This is a genomic window from Tenacibaculum sp. SM2510 (assembly GCF_057002845.1).
Genome location: NZ_CP192703.1, coordinates 1,332,053 through 1,358,842, shown reverse-complemented (window position 1 = coordinate 1,358,842; position 26,790 = coordinate 1,332,053). Strand labels below are relative to the sequence as shown.

Genomic DNA, 26,790 nt, shown 5'->3' with positions numbered 1-26,790 from the left:
AAAATGAAAAAAGCAATAGCAATAATGACACTGTTTTTAAGTGCCTCAATTTATGCACAAGGCTTTCAAGGAAAAGCAACCTATAAAACGCATAGAAAAGTAGATTTTAAAATGAAAGATAAAAAAGGAGGCAATTCAGATCTTCAAAAACAATTACAAGCACAGTTGTTAAAACAATTTCAAAAAACATATACGTTAAATTTTACCAAATCAGAATCTACTTATAAGCAAAATGAAGAATTATCTACTCCACAGGCTCAAAACGGAGTAAGTATCAAAATTATGGGAAATGGTGGAGGAACCGATGTTTTGTATAAAAATGTTGCTGGTAAACGATTTGTAAATAAAACTGAAATTAGCGGAAAGCGGTTTCTTATTAAAGATAAGTTAAGTGAACTTGATTGGGAAATGACAAGCGAAACAAAAAACATTGGTAATTATACTTGTTATAAAGCAACAAGAAAAAGAGAGGAAACAAGAACTTCTTTTTCTATGACAGACGGAGAGAAAGAGGAGAAAAAAGAAAAGGTAATCATAGAGACAGTAGCTTGGTACACGCTGCAAGTGCCTGTAAGTAACGGTCCTGGTAGTTTTTGGGGATTGCCAGGTTTAATTTTAGAAATTCAAGATGGCAAACAAACAATAGTTTGTACAGAGATTGTTATGAATCCGTCAGATAAAGTTCAGATTAAAGAACCATCAAAAGGTAAAAAAGTTACTCAGAAGAAATTTGATAAAATAATGGATAAGCATTCTAAAGAAATGATGGAGCGTTTTAAAAGTAAGCGTAAAAGTAAAGATGGTAATTCATTTAGTATAGAAATACAAGGTTAAAATTAAACCTTTTCAGCTTTGTGAAGTCTAACACTTAATTACAATTAAGAGTTATAAAATTAAAAAGCAAAAATGAAACAATTTACAACCATTTTTTTTCTGTGTATTTCTATTACGATTTTTTCACAGGCTAATTTTCAGGGTAAGGCAGTGTATCAATCTAAAACAACAATGAATAGTGATTTTGGAGGAAGACAAATGTCTGAAGAACGAAAAAAACAAATTATGCAACGTATGAAAAGTATGTTGGAAAAAACATTTGTTTTAAGCTTTACAAGAGAAGAATCAATTTATAAAGAAGAAGAAAAATTAGCTGCACCAACAACAGGCGGAAGAGGTTCTAGATTCGGTGGTTTTTCAGGTGGAGGAACAAAATATAAGAACATAAAAGATGGAGCTTTGTTAGAATCGACAGAGTTTTTTGGTAAAAAGTTTTTAATTTCTGAAGCTGCCGAAAAACCAAACTGGGAATTAGGAAGTGAAACAAGACAAATAGGTAATTATACATGTTATAAAGCAACTTTAGTGAAAGAAAATGATGCTTTTGATTGGAGAAGTATGCGAAGACCTAGAAGAGACGAAGCTAAAAAAGATTCAACAAAAATTGAAAAAGAATCACCAAAACAAACATTGGTTACAGCTTGGTATACACCACAAATACCTGTTAGTAACGGCCCTGGAAATTATTGGGGTTTACCTGGTTTAATTTTAGAAATTAATGAAGGTAGAACAACTATTTTATGCTCAGAAATAACAATGAATCCGTCTGAAAAAATAGAAATTGAAAAACCCGAAAAAGGAAAGCAAGTTACTAGAGAAGAATATACTAAAATGATGAAGGAGAAGATGGAAGAAATGAGAGATCGTTTTAGAGGTGGAAGAAGCGGCGGCGGAAGAGGAGGTCGATTCTAAAAAAACAAAATAATATACACATGAAAAAAATATTACTAATAGGCATTTTATTGACTACATGGATAGCTAATGCCCAAATAACACTTAAAGGAGTTGTTAAAGATAGTATTGGTAGCCCTTTAGAAATGGCAAATGCAATTGCGATTAATACGGTTACTAAAAAATTAGATTCTTATGGTTTTACTGATGCCAATGGAAACTATAAATTAAATCTTAAAAAAAACACAAGCTATAGTATAAAAGTAAGCTACATTGGTTTTAAAACAACAGATGTACTTGTAAAAACTGAAGATGTTGATATTGTTAAAGATATCAGTTTAGGTAAAGATGATAGTTTAGATGAAGTAAATGTTACTTATAAAATGCCTGTTACAATTAAAGGAGATACGATTGTTTATAATGCCGATAGCTTTAAAAACGGAACAGAAAAAAAGCTGGGAGATGTTTTAGAAAATCTTCCTGGAGTTGAAGTAAATGAAGACGGTGAAATTGAGGTAGAAGGTAAAGCTGTTAAGAAAATTATGGTTGAAGGAAAAGATTTCTTTGATGGTGATACAAAAATAGCAACTAAAAATATTCCTGCTGACGCAATTGATAAAATTGAGGTTTTAAAAAATCACAGTGAAGTTGGACAAATGCGCAGTGTAACCGATAATGAAGACAACATCGTAATCAATATTAAATTAAAAGAAGGTAAGAAAAACTTTTGGTTTGGAGAAGTAACAGCCGGTTTGGGAGTAGGAATGACCGACAACAGATACATTGCGACACCTAAATTATTTTATTACAATCCAAAATATAGTGTAAATATTATAACTGATGTAAATGACATAGGAGAAGTGCCATTTACGATGAGAGATTATTTTAAGTTTACTGGTGGTTTTAGAGGTTTAAGCGAAAATAACGGAACAAATTTTAATGTAGGTTCTAGTGATATTTCGTTTTTAACGATGAAGAATAATAGAGCAAAAGAAATTGAATCTGAATTTGGTGCAGTAAACTTTAGCTATTCACCAAAGAAAACATGGGATTTAAGCGGATTTGCAATTTATTCAGGCAATGAAACGGATATGGAAGAAGCAACAAGCCGTGTGTATTCTAACGCAGGAGTAGACAGAAATAATGTGCCAGCTTATAACGAAAACGATCCGTCATCTATTAAGTATATTGATACAGAACAAACAGAAAACACCACTAATCAAACAAGTGATTTAGGATTGTTTAAAATAAGCTCAAGCTATAAACCTAACAGCGATAATCAATTCGATTATGATATTTTTGCTAAAATATCTAAGCAAAAACAACTACAAAACACTTTGTCATCTAGAACGTATTTAAATGCTGATGATGAAATAGTGCCGATTAATCAAATTTCAGAACAGAGTCCGTTTTCTATCAATCAAAATTTAAAATATTATTATACGCTAAACGAAAAAAATATATTTGCTTTTGAAGCGCTACATTTATGGCAAGATGAAGATCCTTTTTATAATGCCGAATTAGAGAAGTTATCTTTTGCAAATTTAATAGGAGCAGATGTAAATGCAAACCCGTTTAACTTAGGTCAAAATAAAAGAATTAAAACTAATAAATTTGATGCTAAATTAGATTACTTCTATGTTATAAATTCTAAAAGTAATTTAAATATCACTTTAGGTACCACACAAAGTAAGCAGCAATTTAATTCAGATATTTTCGAGATTTTAGGAGGTAATAAAAGTACGATTAGTCAAATTACTAGTCAAAATGATGTAGATTTTACGTTTAGTGATATTTATGCCGGTTTACATTATAAATTTATAACAGGTATTTTTACTTTTGATCAAGGTTTTACAGCGCATAATTACATTTCTAAAAACACGCAGTTAGGTTCTGAAGTAAAAAATAGTTTCACAAAAATTTTACCTGATGCTTCGATAAAAATTAGCTTAAAAAAATCTGAAACATTACGATTAAGATATAATATGCAAACTAGCTTTACAGATGTAAATCAGTTAGCAGAAGGTTATGTATTTAATAACTACAATAGTTTGTATTCGGGAAATAGAGAATTAGAAAATTCTTTATATCACAATGTAAGTTTGAATTATTTTAGTTTTAATATGTTTAATTATACCAATATTTTTGGTTCTGTAAATTATAGCAAACGTATAGATGTAATAAAAAGTAACACACAGTTTATTGATGTGAATAGTGTTAGAACATCTGTTAACTCTGCTTTTCCTGATGAAACAATTTCGGCTAGAGCAAATTTTCAAAAAAGTTTTAGAAAGTTTAAAGTACGTTTAGGTGGTAATGTATCACATGCTAAGTCGAACAGTTTAATTACCAACCGTCAAACGAGTGTAGCTGCAAACCGATTAACAAAAACATTTACACAATCATACACGTCAAGGTTTAGTACAAACTTTAAAAATGCACCAAATTTTGATGTAGGTTATAACGTATCAATAAATAACTCTGATATTGGAGGGATTAAAAATTCGTTTACCACGCACAGTCCTTACGCGAATTTAGATATCTTCTTTTTAAAAGAATTTATCTTTACATCTAAATATACTTTTAATAAAGTAATTAATGAAGGAAGAACTATTGATGAATACGGATTTTTAAGAGCTGATTTAACCTATCAGAAAAAAGATAGTAAATGGGAATACAAGCTAAGTGCTACCAATTTATTAGACTCAACTGGATTAAATCAAAACAGTAGTAACGATATTTTTGTAAGTAACTCTACTTATGTAATTCAACCAAGAATAGCGATGTTTACCGTAAAGTATAATTTATAGTAGTAAGATTATTATAAAAAAAGCGAGCTAATAGCTCGCTTTTTTTATATGTAGTAATAATTACTTAATTATTATTTTTCTTGTTATAAGCTTCCCGTCATTTTGAACTTGTAGTAAATACATACCAGTACTTATTTTAGGAAATTGAATTTCTTTATTGAATTTACTTGAAATCGTAGAGAAACTTTGGGTGTCTAATAAATTACCTGCAAAATCGAATAATCTAACAACGGTTAATTCTTTAGATTTTACTTTAAAATCAATAGTTATTGTTCCTTCAGAAGGTACAGGGTATAAGTTTAAATCGGTAAATAAGCTTTTGTCTGTAGCGAAGCTTTCTTCAACGTTTATAGTATAATCTTCAACCTCACCATTAAAATCTAATTCACAAGATCTTGCAAATTCATTTAATTTTGCTGAAATTCTTAAGGTAGTTGTACCAATTAAGGCATCGTCAGGAACCGTTATTGCTTCTCTGTTAGATGTTACATCGTAAGCTTCATTAGTATCAAATAAACAGTTCTGATTCCAATCAATCCAAGCATATGTTTTTACATCACTATTTCCATCTGAATTAATAGTTGTGTTTATATCATAGCTTTCTCCCCTTACTACACCTGTAGTTATTGATTTAAAATTAGAATACCCAGTTGTTTTTGTTGAGGTATTATCAATTTCACCAAAAGTAACATTGGTAATGCTTATTTGAGAAGCTGTATTCCCAGATGATTTACAAAGATCATCACTTACACTTAATACAATATCAATCGATTTAGTTATTGATGAGATACCTGTTAATTTAAAGGTGTAATCACCAGTATCAACATTATTTAAGTTAGTAACAGTTATTGTAACTGTATTGTTAGAATTAATAGTTGTGTAATTAAGTGATACGTTTGCATTTGCTGGAAGACCTGATGTTGTTAAAATTACCGTTTCATTAAAGTTATTAAAAGTTTTATAATCTATCGTATAAACAAATTCATTGGTTGCTTTTCTACATACAGAACCACCACCAGTAGTATTTTCTATGGTAAAATCTGGTGTAATTGTAATTGTATAATCTTCAACTTCACCATTAAAACCTAATTGACAAGAACTAGGGTTGCCATCGTTTGCCGATTTTGTAGTAACTCTTAGAATTGTGGTACCAACTAAAGCATCTTCAGGAATAGCAATTGCTAAACCACTATTACTAGTAGCGCCGTTAGCATTGGTTACATTTCCTAAGTCATATTGTTCACCAGTATCAAATAAACAGTTTTGATTCCAATCTATCCAAGCAAATGTTTTTGTAGTATTATTACCATCAGAATTTGCATTAACAGCTAAATTATAAGTGTTTCCTATTATAACTTCTGTAGCTATTGATTTAAAATCAGAATACCCTGCTGTTTTTGTTGAAGTATTATCAATTTCACCAAAAGTAACATTGGTTATACTTATTTGAGATGCTGTATTTCCTTCGGATTTACAAATAGTATTATTTACATTAAAAACTATATTGATAGATTTTGTAACGGAAGCAGCTGTTGCGGTTACCGTCATGGTATAATCACCAATAATTGCGTTATTTAAATTAGAAATAATTAATTCTACAGAGCCGCTAGTATTTATAGATGTCGGACTAAATGAGCTTGTAGCACTTGTTGGAATTCCAGTAACAGATAAACTAACATCTTCGTTAAAACCAAACAATGTTTTATAATCAATAGCAAAAATTTGCTCATTTATAGCTTGGTTACAAATAGATAAATTACCGGTTGTATTGGTTAACGTAAAATCTGGTTGCGGTTTTTCTTCAATGATAATAGTATAATCTTCGGTTTCACCCCATTCGCTTGTATGATCAGAGTCACAAGCACCTTCGCCATTAGGTGATATACTTGTATAATACTCTATGCTAACCCTCATACGAGTTTCTCCTAACACGGCGTCTTCAGGAACCAATATGTTTAATGTCGCAGTAGCAATGTCTTCGGTCTTATTGCCTAAGTCATATCTTTCTGTTGCATTATCAAACTTGTAATCTTGATTCCAATCGATAAAAACATAACAATGATCTTGATAACCAGCTGTATTAAAGGTTACACTAACTTGCTGCTCTAGCGTTCTCTTAATGCTCGTAGATATAGCGGTAAAGTCTTCATAGCCATCTACAGTATCATTTCCTGAATCATTATTAATACTATTAAAGGTAACGTTTGTTATATGTTCTTGCCCACCAGCTTCATCTGTAAAAGTAGAAGTGCAATAAGAAGGAATTTCTGTTGTAAACTCACTTATAGAAGAGTAAGCACCTTCACCACAATTGTTTATAGGTTTTACACGCCAATAATATTTTGTAACTCCACTTAAAGGTGTTGTAGGAATGTATGTATTGGTTGTTATTGTTTCGTTAATTACCGTTGCTGTAAAACTAGCATCTGTAGCAACCTCAATATTATATGAAGTTGCATTAGTATCAGCTACCCATTCAAAATTTGGATTCACACTTATTTCTGTAGCCGTATTTGTAGGTGTTGATAAAGATATAGTAGAGAAATCTGTTCCAATTATCTTTAAAGCAGCATTCGCTGTTTGAGAAACAGAAGTAGATTCGGCATTTACAACTATTGTATAATCTTGTTGGGTGGTTCCGTTTAAGTTGTTTATTGTCATAACAACACTTCCGTCAGCACTAATAGTAGTAGGAGAAAAACTAGCTGTAGCACCTATGGGCAGGTCGGTAGCTGATAAGTTTACTGTTTCAGAAAATCCATTAACAAAATCAAAATTTAAAGTATAACTAACTAAGTTTCCTCCAGTATTACAAACTACCTGTTTCTCAGTTTGATTTGTAACTAAAAATGTAGGAACTGTAGAGTTAATTGTAAAATTAGTAGCATTTACATTGTAAAAAATATTATCAGTAGCCTCTACAAGTATACGTGCATTAGTTGTTGCGTTATCGGGTATTGTAATTGCTTCAGTACCATCATTATCGGTATTAGTTTTTAAAAAAATAGGAAAAGTTACTCCTCCATCAATAGATAGTTTAATATTAACTTTAGTACAATTAATAGGAGCTAAATTAGTGGTTCCTTGATTCCATGTTATTGTTTGTGTAGATCCTGTATCCCAAGTTACGTTGGTATTAGGTGTATTAACAACGAAAGCTTCTGCATCTGTTACAGTAACTTTAATATCATCTCTTGCAGAGCTACCTCCATCCGTATTATTATCTCTTACAGTAAGGGCAAAATTTAACTCTCTAGCAACAGATGGTAAAACCTCCCACTGATCTGCGCTAGCATTAATAACGCTAGTTAAAGTTGGTAAATACCTGTTAGGTGATGTGCTAGAAGGTAAAGATCTAAATGAAGGGCCTTCTGTACTAGTTGAAACAGGAGGCATTGTTGCAATTTCATTATCTGTTTGTTCCCAGTTATATGTTAAGCTAGCGATTCCCTGAGCATCCGTAGCTATTGCTTTTAATACGAAAGGAGTTGATTTAGGAATACTTACATTATTACCTGCATTTATTACGGGTGCATCGTTATTTGTTTCAGAAACGGAAGCACAATTTCCATTTCCTTGAATATGTGCCCACATTTGGGCGATACTTACTGCATGGAAATTATCATGACTATTGCCTGTAACATTAGGCGTACAAATACCTGCGTATCCCATAATTGTAGAACCACTCCCTGGTTCAACAGAAGTTGATAGGTTTCTGTTACAATCATTATTTTGCGTATGATTAGCTCCAAATTGATGCCCTAATTCATGTGCCACATAATCAATATCAAAAGCATCATTAATTGGTTGGCTACTACCCGTAATACCACTAGCCTTAGAACCTGTAACACATACAGATCCTAATTGAGCTAATCCACCACCACCAGTACTAAAAGTATGACCAATATCGTAATTAGCATTACCAATTATGGCATCACATTTTTGTTGGCTTTCATTAATTAAACTGTTGGCATCATCATTGCTTAAATCGTCAGTATTTGCATCTAAAAATATTATTTTATCATTGTCATTTACGATAATCATTCTAACAGCTAAATCTTTTTCGTAAACTGCGTTTACCCTAGTTATAGTTGTATTCATTGCAGATAAAACAGTTGCTTTTTTTACAGCATCAGTTGCTGAGTTGGAAACTCCTTCTCTGTTTAAATGAAATTGAGAGTATTCACCCGTGGTGGCAATAGCAATTCTAAAAGTTCTTAGTTTTCCGTCGTTCGCATTTCTTTTTAAGTTTGTTGATGCTACTATCTTATTAGCTGATGTTTTAATTTTACATGAAAAATCATTCTTGTTAGCAATTAAATCTTCTCGCTTATAAACAAGATATTGTTTCTTGTCTTTTGTAAACGGATCTATATATAGGGTACTTTCTTTTCCTGAATGAATTAAAGCATGAAAACCATTGGTACCAATACTAATTTTAGCGATAGCAGTAGGATCATCGATTCCTTGAGCAGAATACGATTTAATCATCGGGAATTTCGAAGCTAATTTAGGTGCTAAATATGAGATTTCTTTAATAGAAAACCTTTTTAATTCTCCTACAGAATTAGGAAGTGTAATTATATTTTTATTGTTTTTTGATTTTAAATTAACCAAATAATTTTTAAAACCATCTAAATTTAAAGAGGCTAAAGCGTATTTTTCGGGATTGTTATCTCTGGCAAGAATTTCATCTTTTTGAAAAGAGTTGTTTTTTTGAGCTGTATTATTCCAAAAATTCTGAGAGAATGAATTACTTGCGAAAAAAGTAAAAATTAATACTACTAAGAGGGTGTTCTTTTTAATCATAATTATCTAGTTAATCGGTATAGAGTATAACAACTTAAAGCTAATTTTCCCTACCTTTGGGGGCTTGTTTTAGAACACGAATTTATGAATAAAAAAATAATAGTCAGTGATTTAGGTCGAAAAGATTATAAAGAAACATGGAATTACCAAACTCAGTTATTAGATGAAACTGTTTCTTTAAAAAGAAAAAAAAGGAATACTACTGAAGAGGTTGTAACACCAAATCATTTTTTGTTCGTAGAGCATCCTCATGTTTATACATTGGGTAAATCTGGTGATATGAGTAACTTATTATTGAACGAAGAAGGACTAAAAGCAAAAAATGCTACTTTTTATAAAATTAATAGGGGAGGAGATATAACGTATCATGGTCCCGGACAAATAGTTGGATATCCTATTCTTGATTTAGAAAATTTTTTTACAGATATACATAAGTATTTACGTTTATTAGAGGAGTCGATTATATTAACGATAGCAGAATATGGCTTAAAAGGTGAGCGTAGTGATGGCGAAACTGGAGTTTGGCTTGGAGTTGGGACACCATTTGCTAGAAAAATTTGTGCTATGGGAATTCGTGCTAGTAGATGGGTTACCATGCATGGTTTTGCTTTAAATGTAAATGTAAATTTAGGTTATTTCGATAATATTATTCCGTGTGGAATTAGAGGGAAAGCTGTTACTTCGATGGAAGTGGAACTTGGTGAAAAAATATCTGAAGAAGAAGTAAAAGAAAAAATACTAAAACATTTTAAAATACTCTTTGAAGTAGAAGAATATATTAAACCATAAAAAAAGGGGTTGACATTGTCAACCCCTTTTTTATTTATAGATTTAAGCTTATTTCTTAGCTTTAATATCAAAAGAAATTTCCATTAAATCGTTAATGAATTTATCTTTTAAAGCAGCATCAATTTTCTTAGACTTATAAGTAACACCAAAATCAGTTCTATCAATACTAAAAATATCACTTTTAAATGTAGCAACTCCTTCATTTTCAGTTACTGTAGCAGGAATCGTAATGCTTTTAGTTGTTCCTCTAAGAGTTAAGTTACCAGTTACTTGTAATTTACCATCTTTCATTTCAGAACTAGCAATTACGAATTTTGCAGTAGGAAATTTTTCAACATCAAAGAAATCACCTTTCTTTAAGTGATTTTCTAAATCTTCTTTCCCTTTTCCAGCTTCTAAATCAGAACAAGAAATAGAGTTCATATCAATTACAAATTCACCTGATTTAAGAACACCGTTCTCAATATCAAATAATCCATTTGCTATACTAACAACACCGTTATGAGAACCTGTTGGCTTGTTACCTTTCCAAGTAACAGTAGATTCATCAATATTTGCTTTATAAGAACTAATTACATTTTCTACTTTTTTTACATCTTTAACTTCTTCGTTAGCAGTTACTTTATTTTTTTCTGATTTACAAGAAACAGCAGTAATTGCTATAAGAGCAATGGCTAAAATTGATTTTTTCATTATGATTTATTTTTAATTATTGATTTTATTTAGAACAAATGTAATTAAAAAATAGTTTCCGTGGAAATTATTTTTTTGTTAAGATTTTATTTATAACAAAAGCACTTGCTTGCAATCCAAAAGCAGCAGGCATATAACTAATGGTTCCGTAAAACGATTTTTTGAAATTTGTACCATTTGTAAGTTGTAGACTTTCGGGTATCTGAACTTCTTCAGAATAAACAGCCATTACACCTTTGTTAACATTTAGTTCTTTTAACCTCTTTTTAAGTGCGCGTGCCATTTTACAGTTTTTAGTTTTGCTAATGTCTTTAACAACAACTTTACTAGCATCTAATTTTCCGCCAGCACCCATGGCGCTAATTAACTTTACCTTTTTTCTTCTAGCCGCAACAATTAAATTAATTTTAGGTGTAATGCTATCAATACAATCTAAAACGTAATCGTATTCCTTGCTGACTATTTCAAAAGCTCTATCGGGTGATAAAAACTCTTCCAAAACCTTTAGTTCAATTTCAGGGTTTATGTCTTTAATTCTATCTGCTATTACAGCTGTTTTCGATTTGCCAATGGTGCTTTTTAAAGCGGGTAGTTGTCTGTTTATATTTGTTTCATCAAAAGCATCACCATCTACAATTGTCATTTTACCAACACCAGCTCTTGCTATAAATTCGGCAGCAAAAGAACCAACACCACCCAAACCAACAATTAAAATATTTGCATTATGAAGCTTTTCAATTCCTTCTTTTTGAACTAATAATTCTGTTCTCTCTAACCAACTCATTTTATAAATATCGTATTAAAATTTTGATGTATTTTTCTTGTTAATTCTTCAACTTTTAGCTCTTTTATTGAAGCTGCTTTTTGGTAAATAGTACTAATATCTATTTCATCGGAATCAGTTTCTAAAAAAATAGCATCTAAAGAAATCTCTTTAAAAGTTTTTTGCAATTTAGTAGCAGTAATTAATGCTTTTCCGAAGGATAAAAAACAACCATTTTTTATAAGAGATAAAGCTACTTGACAGTTTTTGTTAAAACCATGGATAATCCATTTTTGTTGAGGTTTTAGTGTTTTTTTTAAATGAAATAACTCTTCAAATGATTTTACACAATGTATGATTAATGGTTTTTGATATTTTTCTGATAAATGAATCTGTTTTCTAAAAACCGTTAATTGAAGTTCATAATCCGCTTTACATAACTTATCTAAACCACATTCACCAATAGCAAAACAATTTTTAAGTTGTAATTGTTGTTCGATAAAATGAATCTCGGAATCAATTTTTTCCTTGATAATATTCCATGGATGAATTCCGATAGAAAAAGGCACATTAAAATCTATTGAGTTAGGCTCGCAATTTAAAATTGATATCGTTGAATTGTCGTTAGATTTATGATGCGTATGTACGTTGATAAATTTCATAATCAACGTTTTTATACCTTGTCTTTAGTATCGATAATAATAGTAACAGGACCGTCGTTTAATAATTCAACTTTCATATCGGCACCAAACTCACCTGTTTGTACTTTTTTACCTAAATCTTGTTCAAACTGATGAATGAACTCTTTATATAAAGGGATTGCAATTTCTGGTTTTGCAGCTTTCATATAACTTGGGCGATTGCCTTTTTTAGTGGAAGCATGTAAAGTAAACTGACTTACAATAATAGCATCACCTAAGCTGTCGATTAACGATTTATTCATAACGCCATTAGCATCATTAAAAACACGAAGATTGTTTATTTTTTTAGACAACCAATCAATATCTTCTTTCGCATCATCATTCGTAATACCTAAAAGAATAAGTAATCCGCTTTTAATATCAGCAACTTTTTTACCTTCAATAGTTACACCTGCTTTAGATACTCTTTGAATAACTGCTTTCATTTATTCTTGATCTTTTTCCCAAATATCAGTACGATAATGCTCTTCTTCTCCTTCTAAAATTTGCAAATAACTTTTATAGCGAGACCATGAAACAGTATCTTCTTCTAAAGCATCTTTTACAGCACATTTTGGCTCGTTTACGTGAATACAATTATTGAATTTACAATCTTGCTTTAATGCAAAAAATTCTGGAAAATAATCACCTAATTCTTCTTTATCAATATCAACAACACCAAAACCTTTAATACCCGGAGTATCAATAATTCTTGCATCTTGTGAGTTTTCGAGATTTAAATCGAACATTTCAGCAAATGTAGTGGTGTGTTTTCCTTGATTATGTTGATCAGAAATTTCTTTGGTTTTTAAATTTAAAGAAGCATCAATAGTATTTACTAAAGTTGTTTTTCCTACTCCTGAATGCCCAACAAACATAGATGTTTTTTCGAGCATTATTTTTTTAATAAGATCAACGTTTGTATTTTCTTTAGCGGATACTTCTATACATTTATAACCGATAGTTTCGTAAATATCTTTTAAGTATAAAATTTCTCCACGTTCTTCTATTTCGTAAGAATCTATTTTATTAAAAACTAAAATAGTATCGATTCGATAAGCTCTTGTTGAAACCAAAAAACGATCGATAAAAGTGGTAAAAGTAGGTGGGTTATTAATGGTAATTAATAAAAAAACCTGATCGATATTAGAAGCAATAATATGTGTTTGTTTCGATAGGTTTACAGATTTACGAACAATAAAATTATCACGTTCGTGAATATTGGTAATTACACCTGTTTCCTCATTGTTTTTGGTTTCAAGATCAAAATCTACCTTGTCGCCAACAGCAATAGGATTCGTGCTTTTAATGTCTTTTAAGCGAAATTTACCTTTAATACGGCATTTGTATAAAACCTGTTCACTCTTTACCAAATACCAACTTCCTGTAGATTTATATACCGTTCCTGTCATATAAAACAAAGATGAGAAATTTCTAAATTAAAATGTATATTCGTCTCTTAATTTTTTAAAAAAAAATATCATGAAAAAAAAAGTACTATTTTTATTATTTATTACTATTTCAATAGTGTCAATAGGACAAACAAGTTTGTACGAGAATCCCGAGTTTGATAAAATTGCAGAAAATCATAAGAAAATTGCGGTAATTCCATTTGAAACGATAGTTAGTTTAAGAAAAAAACAAATGAAAAATATGACTACGGAAGATCTTAAGCGACTAGAAAGAAACGAAGGAAAGAGTATACAGATAGCTATGTATTCGTGGTTTTTAAAAAGAAAAAAAAGAGGAGATTTAAAAACAATTGAGGTTCAAGACCCGAAGAAAACTACAGCGTTATTAAGAAAACAAAACATTACTCAAGAAAACTTAAATGAATATACACCTGAAGAATTAGCGAAAATTTTAGATGTTGATGCAATTATTTCAGGAGATTATAAGACAAGTAAGCCAATGTCAGAGGGAGCTTCTGTGGCTTTAGGTTTATTAGTAGGTTTTTGGGGAACAACAAATAGTGCAACTATAAATATGAGTGTCCATAATGCGGTAGATGGATTATTATTGTGGAATTACAATAAAAAAGTAAGAGGAAGTATTGGTAGTAGTCCAGAGGATTTAATTAATAAGTTAATGAGAAAAGCATCAAGAAGACTATCATATACTAAAAAGAAATAAGATAAAAAAAGGGAGACTTAATTAAGTCTCCCTTTTTTTTATCCTTTAATAATTTTTTCTTGATGATTGATAGATTCTTGGTGAATAGCCTTAAACATTTTTAAAACAAACTCTTCACTTAAACCTCTTGTTTCACCTTCTAAAATCATTTTTCCTAAAATTTCATTCCAACGTCTAGATTGTAAAACGGCTACATTTTTCTCTTTCTTTAAAAGTCCGATTTTATCAGCAACTTTCATTCTTTTACTCATCATTTCGATAAGTTGATCATCGACAACATTTATTTGAGCTCTTAAATTATTTAAAGATTCTCTGTAAGTAGAATCAGTTTCGGTTTCTTTACGGATTTTTAAATCTTCCATAATATCCTTTAATTTAGCAGGCGTTACTTGCTGAGCAGCGTCAGACCAAGCATTTTCAGGATCGAAATGTGTTTCAATCATTAAGCCATCAAAATTTAAATCTAAGGCAGTTTGCGAAACATCAAAAATCATTTCTCTGTTACCTGTAATGTGTGAAGGATCGCAAATTAATGGTAAATCAGGAAATTTGTTTTGAAATTCTATAGCTAATTGCCATTCAGGAATATTTCTGTATTTTGATTTCTCATAAGTAGAAAATCCTCTGTGAATTGCACCTAAATTTTTAATTCCGGCAGTATATAATCTTTCAATTCCACCTAACCATAAAGCTAAATCTGGATTTACAGGGTTTTTAACCAAAACAATCTTATCGGTTCCTTGTAAAGCATCCGCAATTTCTTGCATGATAAAAGGAGAAACGGTAGATCTTGCTCCGATCCATAATAAATCGATATCGTGCTCTAAAGCCAATTTTACATGCGCAGCGTTTGCAACTTCAGTACAGGTTTTCATACCTGTTTCTGCCTTTACTTTTTGCAACCATTTTAAGCCTAATGCACCTACACCTTCAAAGTTTCCGGGCCTAGTTCTTGGTTTCCAAATTCCAGCACGAAAATAATTTACATCAGAATCTTTTAATTCGTGAGCAATTTTTAAAACTTGTTCTTCAGTTTCTGCACTACAAGGTCCTGCGATTACCAATGGGTGTGCAAGTTTCATGTCGTTTAACCAGGTTCTTAACTCTTTTGTATTCTCCATTCTAATTAATTATTTGTGCTGCTTTTTTAAGCAAACTTTGTTTTTTGAATCAAAATATATTAGACTCAAAAGAAAGCTCGAAATTACAACTATTTTGGTCTTTTATTTTATACCGTTTAATATTTTTTTTATGTGATTTGTACTTTTCATTTCATTATAAATTTCAGTAAAATCGTCTTGTAACATCAATTTTTTAAATTGCTGTAAATTGTTAATGTATTCATCTAATGTTTCAATTACATTCTCTTTATTTTGTTTAAAAATAGGTGTCCACATGGCGGGCGAACTTTTTGCTAAACGAACGGTAGAGGCAAAGCCAGAGCCTGCCATATCAAAAATATCACGCTCGTTTTTTTCTTTCTCTATCACAGTTTTTCCTAGCATAAAAGCACTGATGTGTGATAAATGCGATACATAAGCAATGTGTTTGTCGTGTGATTTTGCATCCATATATCGAATACGCATTCCTAGTCTCGAAAATATTTCTAAAGCAATTTCTTGCAGTTTAAAAGCTGTTTTTTCTACCTCACAAATGATATTTGTTTTTTGTTGAAACAAATTTTCATGAGCAGCAGTTGGTCCTGAAAATTCTGTTCCGGCAATAGGGTGGGTTGCTAAAAAGTTTCTTCTCTTCGGATGATTTTTAACAACTTCGCATACTTGAGTTTTTGTAGAGCCGACATCTATAACCAAGCAAGTATCAGAAATTGAATCTAATATTTTAGGAAGTATTTCTAACTGAACATCAACCGGAACAGAAATAATTACAATAGCTGCTTTTTTTAAATCGCTAAATGTTGCTTTATGATGAATTACACCAATATCTTTAGCCTTGTTTAAATTATTTTCGTTAGCATCAATTCCGTAAATAACAGCTTCGGGATATTCTCTTTGAATATCTAAAACCATGCTTCCGCCAATTAAACCAACACCGATTACAAATACGTTCATTTTTTATTTTTTTATTTTCAACTCCGCTCGAAATGACATTGAAATTGTCGGTAGCGTATCGTTGATAGCTAGATTCTATTGATAGCTTCTTTAATTATTTCTTTTGATACACATAATGAAAATCGTATGTAGCCTTCTCCTTGAGAACCAAAAACGGTTCCGGGAGCGATAAAAATATCTTTTTGATATAAAATTTCATCAGCAATTCCTTCGGATTTTTTTCCTTCAGGGATTTTTGCCCAAACAAATAATCCTGTTGAGTTTTTGTTATAAGTACAGTTTAATTTATCTGCTAGTTGAAATACTAAATCTCTGCGTTCTTCATAAATTTTATTTTGTTCTGAAAACCAATCATCAGATAACTGCAAGGCTTCGATAGCTCCTTTTTGAATTCCGTAAAACATACCAGAATCCATATTGCTTTTTACCTTTAAAACCTGATTAATAAAGTTAGCATTCCCTAAAACCATACCTACTCGCCAACCAGCCATGTTAAAGGTTTTACTTAAAGAATTTAATTCTAAAGCTGTTTCTTTAGCGCCATCAATTTGTAAAATGCTAAGAGGCTTATCATTTAAAATAAAACTATACGGATTGTCATTCACAATTAAAATTTGATGTTTTTTTCCGAATGCAATTAGTTTTTTAAAAGTTTCTATAGTTGCGTTTACTCCTGTTGGCATATGTGGGTAGTTTACCCACATAATTTTTACATTAGCTAAATCTAATTCTTCTAATTCTTTAAAATTAGGTTGCCAATCATTCTCATTATTTAAATTGTAAAAAATAGGTTCGGCACCTACTAACTTTGTGACAGAAGTATAAGTTGGGTATCCTGGATTCGGAATTAAAACTTTATCGCCTTCATTTAAAAAAGCCATAGAAATATGCATCACACCTTCTTTGCTTCCCATTAAAGGAAGTATTTCGTTTTCGGGATTCAAAGCAACTTTAAATTGCTGTTGGTAGAATCTGCTAATCGCATTTCTTAACTCAGGTAAGCCTTGGTAACTTTGGTATTTATGAGCAACGGCATGGTTAAAGCTTTGTTGAATTGCAGTTATAACTTTAGTTGGTGGTTGTAAATCCGGACTTCCAATTCCGATATTTATAATTGGTTTTCCGGTAGCAGCTAATTCTCTAACTTCTCTTAGTTTTTTAGAAAAATAGTATTCCTGAACGGTTTTTAATCTTTTTGCTGGCTGAATCATTTTCTTCCGTTTTTGTAGGTTCCTAATACTTTTGTTTCTAATGCCATAATTTTTATAATAGCGATTGCTTTTTGGTAGTCTTTATAATCATTAAAAGTAACATCAACAAAGAATGAATATTTCCATGGTGATTCTATTACCGGCAGCGATTGTATTTTTGTTAAATTCATTTTGCAATCGCTCAATACGTTTAAAATGGCTGCTAAACTTCCTCTTTTGTGATCTAATTGAAATTTTAGAGATGCTTTGTTTATTTGGGCAATTCCGTTATTAGGAGCTGTTGTTTGTATAATTACAAATCGTGTAGCGTTGTTTTTTATAGTCTGAATTTCATCTTCGATAATATGTAAATCAAAAATATCAGCAGCAATTTTTGGGGCAATAGCTGCAATTCCTTTTAATTTATTTATTGAAATTCTTTTAGCAACTTCAGCAGTATCTACATCTTCTACTAATTTTATATGTGGATATTTTTTAAAGAATTCTTTGCATTGTAATAATGCCATTGGATGTGAACAAACTTCTTTAATGTCTTCAATTTGTTGATTAGGAAGTGCCATTAAATGATGATGAATATTTAAATATTCTTCCCCTATTATGTGTAAGTTGTTTTTATCAATTAAAGCATAGTTTGGTATTATAGAGCCAGCAATCGTATTTTCTAACGCCATAATACCAATAGTAGCTGTTTTGTTTAATAAGCTATCTACCAAAACATCAAAAGACATACATTCTTTTAATTGAATTGTTGTACCGTAAAAATTGCGAGCAACTTTATGATGGTTAGATCCTTCTGCTCCTTGAATAGCGATTGTTTGTTTCATTTTTGATCAAAAAAAAAGCCTCGATGTATCGAGGCTTTATAATTTATATTTGTTAGTTAAAAATATGGTATAAAGTCTCAGCTCTTATTAAAAAAATAAAAGTAAAAATAGAAACCTTGCCAAATATTTTGTAACATCATTTTTGTATTTCTTGTACGAAACAAATCTAAAGATTAAAATGAGAAAAACAAATGTTTAAGTTAAAAAGTATTTATGCTAATAAATATGAGTACGAGATGGTGTTTTTCTGCAAGTGTAAGTTGATTTTTAGAGATACTAGTCGAAAAATATAGGTACAAAAAAACACCTCAATTATGAGGTGCTCTTTCTAAAATAATTATTTTTTACTTTTTAGGTTTAAAAACAATTTCGTAAGATTTGCTATCTTTCAATAACTTCTTTGTGATGTTTTTTAAGTCTTTAATAGTTATCGACTTTACAATGTCTTCATAGTTCTTAGGATCATTCATATTATATCCTTCTAACACAGCGTTTTTTAATAAACTCATTTCAAATCTATTATAGTTTTTGCTTTCTTCTCTGGCTTTTAAGAAGTTAGCAAGTGTTTTATCTAGGTCAGCTTGTTTAATATCACCACTTTCTAGTGCTTTAATTTCTTTATGAACAATCGCGATTAACTTTTCAGCTAAGTCAGGATTACAATCAAAATTTACAGATATTGTAGCTTCTTGAGTTGGTCTTCTAGAAATAGAACCTCTAGTTCTAGCTCCATAAGTTCCTCCTTCTTCTTCTCTTAAAGATTCTGTGTAACGTAATTGCAACACATCTCCCATAGCTCTCATTAAAATTGAGTTTTTTAAAGAATACTTCATGTCGTTTTTAATCACTACACGAACAGAAGTTTTAGGGTCTTTCATTTCTAAAAATACATCCTTATCAATTTTGTTGTTAATCCAATCTACAGAATTGTCTTTCCATTCTTCTCTTTCATCAGTTGTTGGTATGCTAGCAATATATTTCTCTAATAAAGGTTTAATTGTTTCCTTGCTTACATCACCTACTATAAAGAATTTAAAATCTCCTGCATTTCCAAATCTACTATTATAAATAGTCTTCATTTTATCAAAAGACATTTCAGACATTAATTTTTTATCAAATAAACGTTCAGTAGGATGGTTCTTTCCGTATAAAATAGTTGTTACACTATCTTGCATTTTAGATTGAAGTTGTTCGCTCTTTCTAATTAAAAAAGCATCAACTTGTTGCATTAATACATTGTAAGAAGTTTCATCAAAACGAGGTTTTGTAAAACGTAAGTTTACTAATTGCATCATTGTTTCAACATCTTTTGTAGAAGAAGATCCTGATACACTTTCAGATGTGTTACCAACACTTGTTCTAGAGCTTGCTTTTTTACCAGCAAGTACTTTTGGTAAATCAATAGCTGAAAACTCACCTAAACCAGACATTTGAATAACGTTACCTAATAATACTGTTGAAGGTAAGTCTTCTTTATCTAGTAAAGATTGACCACCATAACTAACAGCACTTAAATTCACGTCATTCTTGTTTTTATCAACAAATTTGTAGTGAACCTGAATTCCGTTACTTAATGTAAATATAGTTGAACCAATTTCTTTATCCTCTTCTTCAGAAGTAATAGAGCCAGTAACTAAATTAACACCAGACATTAAAGGTTTTACATTCGTTTCTTCTGCGTATCCTTTTAATGTTTTATCATTCTCAACAGTAGTGATAATTTTAAGAGCTTCTTCTTTTGTTATATTCTTGTTTCCTTTAACTCCTGTAACAACAATTGATCTGTTATTTTTAAGATATAATTTTTGAATTTGAGCTAACAATTCTTTTTGAGTTAATTGGCCAAAAATTACTTTAGCAATATCAAATTCTTTTTTGATATCTGTAATATGAGAGTTTTCTAAGTAATTAGTTTGAATACCTCTTACTATCTGACCATGACTTCTGTTTCCGAAACCTGCGATTTGGTTTTCGTAAGAACTTGTATATTGAGCAATAATTCTATTTATTTCTGCTTTTGTAAATCCGAATTTAACAGCTCTGTTAATTTCAGAAATTACCAATTCAAATGCTTTATGTTGCATGTTTGGTTTTGGTACAATACGAGCGCTAAACTCATTGTTTAATCTTGAAAGACTACCATAACGAACAGATGCAAATAAAAGAGGTGAATCTGGCTTTTGGTTGATTTCGTTTAATCTTGTAGAAATAATTGATGTCGCCATACCATTTAAAAGACTTTCTTTTAAATCGGCAATAGTTTCATTCTTTAAAGACTTGTTATGACGGATACCAAAAGAAATACTTGAAGAAGTAACTTCTTTGTCCATTGCCATATCATAAATAAGCTCTTCATTATCTGAAATACGAACCTCAGTACGTTTGATAGGGTTTTTTACGGCAGGTATAGTTGAAAATATTTTTTTAATTTTAGCTTCAATTTCATCAACATTTACATCACCAATAATAGCAATAGCTTGTAAATCTGTTCTGTACCAGTCGTGATAAAAATCGCGTAAAGCTTTATATTTAAAACCTTCTATAACATCCATTTTACCAATAGGTAAACGTTCTGAATAGATAGAGTTGTTAAACATTGTGCCAATAGTTTGCTGTAATACACGCATACCACCGTTTTGGCGAGTTCTCCACTCTTCCTTAACAACACCTCTTTCTGAGTCAATTTCTTTTTCAGTTAAAGATAAATAGTTAGACCAGTTGTGTAATATAGACAAACCAGTATCTATCAATTCTGGTGTTGTAGGTATATTATTTACGTTATAAACAGTTTCATCAAAAGAGGTGTAGGCATTAATATCTCTACCAAATACAAGTCCGTGTTCTTGCATTTTGTCTAAGATACCTTTTCCGGGGAAGTCTTTAGTTCCGTTAAAAGCCATGTGCTCTAAGAAGTGAGCTAATCCTTGTTGATTATCTTTTTCTAAAACAGAACCTACATTTTGTATGATGTAATAACTAGCAACATTTTTAGTAACGGTAGTTTTGTGAATGTAATAGGTTAGTCCGTTTTCTAAAACACCTTTTTTAATACTCTGCTCTTCAGGTAAAGGTGTTTCTAAATTGATGCTCTGGGCTATGGCATTGTAATTGAAGGCAATGCATAGTGCCAATAATAAAATCTTCTTCATTTTTTATTTTTTTATTGTTATTGATGTGCTTTTTTATATTGTTATTAGTAGACATCAAAATACTAACAACGCGCTAATATAAAAAAATGATTAAAGCTATTAACTAAATAGTTAGTTTAATTGAAATGGGAATGAATGAAGTTGAGTTTTATGTAAACTAAAAAAAGCTCCTCATAAAAATGAGAAGCTTTTTGCGGTCTGGACGGGACTCGAACCCGCGACCCCCTGCGTGACAGGCAGGTATTCTAACCAGCTGAACTACCAGACCGTTGCTTGTAGCATTGTATTATAATTATTGCTTAGATAATTTTGCGGTCTGGACGGGACTCGAACCCGCGACCCCCTGCGTGACAGGCAGGTATTCTAACCAGCTGAACTACCAGACCGTTGCTAATTGCTCTAAGCGGTTGCAAATATAAGACCTTTTTTTAAATAAAAAAGAGATTAATTATATTTTTTTTGTCTACTGATAAGGTAAGCGGTTAGTACTTTATTATAGCCTTCATTTATGTCAACAGGTATATAATCTATTTTGTATTGTAAGCATTTGTTTTTTAGATTATTGAAGAATTTAGAACTTAGTTCAGTGTAATTTTGTTGAACATTTTCTGCGTGTAAATTTATTTCATCTCCAGTTTCTACATCAATAAATTTTTTAGGCTTATTGTCGAAATCAAATAAAAACTCTGTTTTTTTATCATAAGTATGAAACAATATGACTTCGTGTTTATTAAATTTTAAGTGTTTTAAGGCATCGAAAAGTTCTTCTTCGTCTTTTGATGTTTGAAACATATCCGAAAAAAGAAAAATTAAAGAACGTCTGCGAATGTTTTCTGCAATCTCGTGTAGATATTGATATGTTTCTGTTGTTGCTTTAGATTTAGAGGTAAGTAAGCTTTCTAATTTATTTAATAACATCTTACGATGGCGTTCGCTTCCTTTTTCAGGAGCATAGTATTCATAAGTGTCAGAATAAATACTTAAACCTACGGCATCTCTTTGTTTTTTTAAAATTTCTATTAATGATGCAGCTGCAACTGCAGAAAAACCAATTTTATTTAAACTATGTATTGATTGGTTTTTAACTATAGGGTAGTGCATAGAGGCGGAATTGTCTATAATTAAATGACAGCGTAAATTAGTTTCCTCCTCATACTTCTTAATGTATAGTTTTTCAGTTTTTGCAAATAACTTCCAATCTATATGGCGAGTACTTTCACCTTTATTATATAGTTTGTGTTCGGAGAACTCTACAGAAAAGCCGTGAAACGGACTTTTATGCATTCCGGTAATAAAACCTTCAACAACTTGTTTGGCAAGTAGCTCTAAGTTTTTTATTTCTGATGAAGTATTGTTTAAATCAATCATATACCTCGAAAATAAAAAAAGGTTTAGCGTTAGCCAAACCTTTTTTAATAATATATTATAAATGTACTATTTATATAGCAGCATCAATTTTATCGGTATATGCTTTTTTAGGAGCTGCACCAACTTGTTTGTCTACAACTTCACCATTTTTAAAGATTAATACAGTAGGGATGTTTCTTACACCATATTTAGCTGCAAATTCTTGATTGTTGTCAACATCAACCTTTCCAACAACTGCTTTACCGTCGTATTCGGTATGAATTTCATCTACAATTGGCCCAACCATTCTGCAAGGTCCACACCAAGCTGCCCAAAAATCAACTAATACTGGTTTGTCTGATTTTAATACTACTTCCTCGAAGTTTGCATCTGTAATTTCTAATGCCATTTTGTTATGTTTTAATTAAGTTAATGTCTTATTTTCTACATTACAAAAGTAATCAAAAAAATCACCAAAACAATTTTACGAAAATTACTTTTTATTATCACAGCATCAATAGTTTCTATTTACTTACCTTTTCTTTTTCAGTGTGTGAAATAATGTATAACTTTGCAATATAATTTTGAGGAAAAATTTGACTGATTGCAACCTCTTTGAACACAAGTTCATAAATAAAATGCTAAAGCAGTAATTATCTACTCCTTTAAGCGACCAAGCAATCCAAGTTTTTCTTTTATTTAATTTTTAAAAAAGAATTTTATGTCATATTTATTTACTTCAGAAAGTGTTTCTGAGGGACATCCGGATAAAATAGCGGATCAGATTTCTGATGCTTTAATTGATAATTTTTTAGCTTTTGATCCAACATCGAAAGTCGCTTGTGAAACATTAGTTACTACAGGTCAAGTTGTCTTGGCAGGAGAAGTGAAGTCTAAAACATATTTAGATGTTCAACAAATTGCAAGAGATGTAATCAATAAAATCGGATATACAAAAAGTGAGTATATGTTTGATGGTAGTTCTTGTGGAGTTTTTTCTGCAATTCATGAGCAATCACCAGATATTAACCAAGGTGTTGTAAGAGCAAATCCAGAAGATCAAGGGGCAGGAGACCAGGGAATGATGTTTGGTTATGCCACCGATGAAACTGAAAACTATATGCCATTGGCATTAGAATTATCTCATCGTTTGTTAATTGAGCTAGCGGAGTTACGTAGAGAGAATAGCGATATTACCTATTTACGACCAGATGCTAAATCTCAAGTAACGATTGAATATTCTGATGATAATGTGCCGCAAAGAATTGACGCGATTGTTATTTCTACACAACATGATGATTTTGATGAAAATGATGATGTAATGTTAGCTAAAATCAAGTCTGATATTGTGTCAATCTTAATTCCAAGAGTTGTTGCAAAATTACCAGCTAATATTCAAAAATTATTTACTGATAGTATTACGTACCACATTAATCCAACAGGAGTTTTTGTAATCGGAGGCCCTCATGGAGATACTGGTTTAACAGGACGTAAAATTATTGTAGATACTTATGGTGGAAAAGGAGCACATGGTGGTGGAGCATTTTCAGGAAAAGACCCTTCTAAAGTAGATCGTTCTGGAGCCTATGCAACACGTCATATTGCAAAGAATTTAGTTGCTGCAGGCTTATGTAAAGAAGTTTTAGTGCAAGTTTCTTATGCTATTGGTGTTGCTAAGCCAACAAGTATTAATGTAGAAACATATGGCACTGCAACGATTGATAAAACAGATGGAGAGATTAGTAAAATAGTAGAAACTATTTTTGATATGCGTCCATACTTTATCGAGCAGCGTTTAAAGTTAAGATCACCTATTTATTCTGAAACGGCTGCTTACGGGCACATGGGAAGAAAATCAGAAAAGAAAACGGTAACATTTTCTAACCCAATGGGAGAAACTGTTGAGCGAGAAATTGAAACATTTACTTGGGAAAAGCTAGATTATGTAGCGAAAGTAAAAGAGAGTTTCGGTTTATAAAACTTTAGAAATTACTTATAATAAAAAAGCCTTGACATTGTCAAGGCTTTTTTATTGAGCTTATTTTATTTGAAGAATATAAGGCATTCTTGCTTGAATTCCTTTTAACTTTTTCATCTGATTAATGTTGTTGTATAGTTGGTAATTTTCATCACCTAACGTTTCTCTTAAAATTTCTTCTTTAGATACTTTTGCAAAAGGATAAAAATTAAAAGCTTCCTTTAAGTCTTTTTTATAATTAGGATAATTACGAACTTTATATGTTTCAATTTTGGCTAGCTCAGCTGCAATTGTAATCGCATCATTTAGGTTTCCTAATTTATCAACTAAACCATTTTCAAGCGCTTCTTTACCTGTCCAAACTCTACCTTGAGCAATTTCGTTTACCTGTTCGAAAGTCATATTACGACCAGTTGCAACGCGATTTACAAAAGTAGTATAAATGTATTCGACACCTTCTTTAGTTACGTCATAGAATTTTTTATCCATAGGTTCAAAAACACTATAGTTAGGGTTGCTGTTTGTAGATACTTGCTCGGCATTAATACCAATATTATCTGCAAATTTATTAAAATTCGGAATTGCTCCAAATACACCTATAGATCCAGTAATTGTAGTAGGTTCTGCTAGTATTTTATCAGCATTACAAGCAATGTAATAACCACCAGAAGCGGCTACGTTACCCATAGAAACTACTAAAGGTTTTTCTTTTTTAGTTAACTCTAACTCGCGCCAAATTAATTCAGAAGCTAAAGCGCTACCTCCTGGTGAATTAACACGTAAAACAATTGCTTTTACATTTTTGTCTTTTCTAGCCTTGCGCAAAGCTTTGTTTATAATTCCTTGACCAATAATATTTTCATTTCCTTCAGCATACATTATTTCTCCTTGTGCATAAATTACAGCAATTTTGTTTTTTGCAGTAGAAGAAATTCTTCCTTTTCCAGATTTAATATAATCAGCTAAAGAGATTGTATTTATTTTTTTATCAGCATTTAAGGCTAATTTTTCTTCGTATTCATCTTCATAAATAATTGCATCAATTAATTTATGATCTTTAGCCATTATTGCATTTCTACCATTGGCATTATCGGCAATTAAATTTAATTGTTCGGTAGTTATATTTCTGCTTTTACTAATATCGTCTGTAATTTCTGACCAGATAGATTTTAAAAGCGAAGTGGTTTGTTCGCGATTAGCATCACTCATCTTATTTGTTAAATAGGGCTCAACCGCACTTTTGTATTTTCCGTGACGAATCACTTCCATTTTAATTCCGTATTTATCTTCAAAATCTTTATAATATAAAACCTCGGTAGACAAACCTTTAAAATCAATAGCGCCAACAGGGTTTAAAAATAAACTATCGGCAACCGAACTTAAATAATAGTTTTTTTGAGAATATACATCGTTATAGGCATACACAAATTTACCACTCTCTTTAAATTCTTCAATTTTATTTCTGATGGCTTGCGTTTGCGCTACACCTGCGTTTACTAATGCTGTTTTAATGCTGATTCCTTTAATATTACTATCTGTTTTTGCGTTTTCAATAGCGTTTATTATATTATTTAAAGCTAGTTTTTCATCTGTTAACTCTAAAATTTCGGCTATTGGGTTGTCGTCTTTCGGTGCATAATCTTTTACTGTTGCAGACAAATCTAATTCTAAAACAGAATTCGATTTTACGACGATTTCTTCACTAGAGCCAACAATAGAGGCAATGGCAATAAAAAAGGCAAAGATTAAAAAGATGGCAATAAAAAAACCAAGAATTGATGCTAGTAAATTTCGTAAAAACTTCATA

At 31.0% G+C, this 26,790-nt stretch carries 20 protein-coding genes and 2 tRNA genes; 6 read left to right on the top strand and 16 right to left on the bottom strand.

Translation table 11 applies throughout. From position 1 onward, the window contains the following. Positions 1-3: 3 nt before the first annotated feature. The 3 genes from ACQ629_RS06030 (at position 4) to ACQ629_RS06020 (ending at position 4,535) form a co-directional block, all read left to right on the top strand. The gene (locus tag ACQ629_RS06030) at positions 4-834 is read left to right on the top strand and encodes a GLPGLI family protein (protein WP_483707040.1); all 831 of its coding nucleotides are present in this window, start codon (positions 4-6) and stop codon (positions 832-834) included. 72 nt (positions 835-906) lie between these two features. Continuing rightward, complete coding sequence (locus tag ACQ629_RS06025; RefSeq protein ID WP_483707039.1) at positions 907-1,746, top strand: GLPGLI family protein; 840 nt, start codon at positions 907-909, stop codon at positions 1,744-1,746. A gap of 20 nt (positions 1,747-1,766) precedes the next feature. Then, entirely contained in the window at positions 1,767-4,535 is a 2,769-nt protein-coding gene (locus tag ACQ629_RS06020; RefSeq protein WP_483707038.1) for a TonB-dependent receptor, read from the top strand. Positions 4,536-4,595: 60 nt separating this feature from the next. On the opposite strand, the gene ACQ629_RS06015 is transcribed toward ACQ629_RS06020, so the two are convergent. Beyond that, entirely contained in the window at positions 4,596-9,344 is a 4,749-nt protein-coding gene (locus ACQ629_RS06015) for a GEVED domain-containing protein (RefSeq protein ID WP_483707037.1), read from the bottom strand. Positions 9,345-9,428: 84 nt separating this feature from the next. On the opposite strand from ACQ629_RS06015, the gene lipB reads away from it, so the two are divergent. Further along, entirely contained in the window at positions 9,429-10,133 is a 705-nt protein-coding gene (gene lipB, locus ACQ629_RS06010; RefSeq protein ID WP_483707036.1) for a lipoyl(octanoyl) transferase LipB, read from the top strand. Between the two features lie 48 nt (positions 10,134-10,181). On the opposite strand, the gene ACQ629_RS06005 is transcribed toward lipB, so the two are convergent. From ACQ629_RS06005 to rsgA, 5 genes are all read right to left on the bottom strand, one after another. Next, complete coding sequence (locus ACQ629_RS06005) at positions 10,182-10,826, bottom strand: YceI family protein (RefSeq protein ID WP_483707035.1); 645 nt, start codon at positions 10,824-10,826, stop codon at positions 10,182-10,184. Between the two features lie 67 nt (positions 10,827-10,893). Next, the gene (locus ACQ629_RS06000) at positions 10,894-11,610 is read right to left on the bottom strand and encodes a tRNA threonylcarbamoyladenosine dehydratase (protein WP_483707034.1); all 717 of its coding nucleotides are present in this window, start codon (positions 11,608-11,610) and stop codon (positions 10,894-10,896) included. Continuing rightward, positions 11,607-12,251 carry a TatD family hydrolase gene (locus ACQ629_RS05995; protein WP_483707033.1) on the bottom strand — a complete coding sequence of 215 codons (645 nt, stop codon included), beginning with the start codon at positions 12,249-12,251 and terminating at the stop codon, positions 11,607-11,609. The genes ACQ629_RS06000 and ACQ629_RS05995 overlap by 4 nt, the downstream gene beginning before the upstream one ends. An 11-nt stretch (positions 12,252-12,262) precedes the next feature. Continuing rightward, complete coding sequence (dtd, locus tag ACQ629_RS05990) at positions 12,263-12,715, bottom strand: D-aminoacyl-tRNA deacylase (protein ID WP_483707032.1); 453 nt, start codon at positions 12,713-12,715, stop codon at positions 12,263-12,265. Then, the gene (gene rsgA, locus ACQ629_RS05985) at positions 12,716-13,681 is read right to left on the bottom strand and encodes a ribosome small subunit-dependent GTPase A (protein ID WP_483707031.1); all 966 of its coding nucleotides are present in this window, start codon (positions 13,679-13,681) and stop codon (positions 12,716-12,718) included. A 70-nt stretch (positions 13,682-13,751) separates the two neighbouring features. Here rsgA and ACQ629_RS05980 point away from each other — a divergent pair, with 70 nt between their 5' ends. Next, positions 13,752-14,402: a hypothetical protein gene (locus ACQ629_RS05980; protein WP_483707030.1), complete on the top strand. Its 651-nt coding sequence runs from the start codon at positions 13,752-13,754 to the stop codon at positions 14,400-14,402. Between the two features lie 38 nt (positions 14,403-14,440). Here ACQ629_RS05980 and ACQ629_RS05975 read toward each other — a convergent pair whose 3' ends face one another. The 9 genes from ACQ629_RS05975 to trxA all read right to left on the bottom strand — a co-directional run bounded on the left by ACQ629_RS05975 (position 14,441) and on the right by trxA (position 23,414). Then, the gene (locus tag ACQ629_RS05975) at positions 14,441-15,523 is read right to left on the bottom strand and encodes a chorismate mutase (RefSeq protein ID WP_483707029.1); all 1,083 of its coding nucleotides are present in this window, start codon (positions 15,521-15,523) and stop codon (positions 14,441-14,443) included. 102 nt (positions 15,524-15,625) lie between these two features. Further along, positions 15,626-16,474 carry a prephenate dehydrogenase gene (locus tag ACQ629_RS05970; RefSeq protein WP_483707028.1) on the bottom strand — a complete coding sequence of 283 codons (849 nt, stop codon included), beginning with the start codon at positions 16,472-16,474 and terminating at the stop codon, positions 15,626-15,628. 68 nt (positions 16,475-16,542) lie between these two features. Continuing rightward, positions 16,543-17,685 (bottom strand): pyridoxal phosphate-dependent aminotransferase, encoded by a 1,143-nt coding sequence (locus ACQ629_RS05965; RefSeq protein WP_483707027.1) that lies wholly within the window; start codon positions 17,683-17,685, stop codon positions 16,543-16,545. Then, positions 17,682-18,509, bottom strand: coding sequence for a prephenate dehydratase (locus ACQ629_RS05960; RefSeq protein WP_483707026.1), 828 nt, complete (start codon positions 18,507-18,509; stop codon positions 17,682-17,684). The genes ACQ629_RS05965 and ACQ629_RS05960 overlap by 4 nt, the downstream gene beginning before the upstream one ends. 344 nt (positions 18,510-18,853) lie before the next feature. Beyond that, on the bottom strand, positions 18,854-21,658 hold the full coding sequence (locus tag ACQ629_RS05955) for a M16 family metallopeptidase (RefSeq protein ID WP_483707025.1): 2,805 nt from the start codon (positions 21,656-21,658) through the stop codon (positions 18,854-18,856). Positions 21,659-21,852: 194 nt separating this feature from the next. Further along, positions 21,853-21,926 (bottom strand) — tRNA-Asp (locus tag ACQ629_RS05950). A gap of 44 nt (positions 21,927-21,970) precedes the next feature. Beyond that, positions 21,971-22,044, bottom strand: a tRNA-Asp gene (locus tag ACQ629_RS05945). Positions 22,045-22,102: 58 nt separating this feature from the next. Continuing rightward, on the bottom strand, positions 22,103-23,026 hold the full coding sequence (locus ACQ629_RS05940; protein WP_483707024.1) for a DUF58 domain-containing protein: 924 nt from the start codon (positions 23,024-23,026) through the stop codon (positions 22,103-22,105). A 70-nt stretch (positions 23,027-23,096) separates the two neighbouring features. Further along, entirely contained in the window at positions 23,097-23,414 is a 318-nt protein-coding gene (trxA, locus tag ACQ629_RS05935) for a thioredoxin (protein WP_218771404.1), read from the bottom strand. Between the two features lie 312 nt (positions 23,415-23,726). Between trxA and metK the strand changes: the two genes are divergently transcribed. Next, positions 23,727-24,983: a methionine adenosyltransferase gene (gene metK / locus ACQ629_RS05930; protein WP_483707023.1), complete on the top strand. Its 1,257-nt coding sequence runs from the start codon at positions 23,727-23,729 to the stop codon at positions 24,981-24,983. A gap of 60 nt (positions 24,984-25,043) precedes the next feature. Here metK and sppA read toward each other — a convergent pair whose 3' ends face one another. Further along, the gene (sppA, locus tag ACQ629_RS05925) at positions 25,044-26,789 is read right to left on the bottom strand and encodes a signal peptide peptidase SppA (protein ID WP_483707022.1); all 1,746 of its coding nucleotides are present in this window, start codon (positions 26,787-26,789) and stop codon (positions 25,044-25,046) included. Position 26,790: the final 1 nt, after the last annotated feature.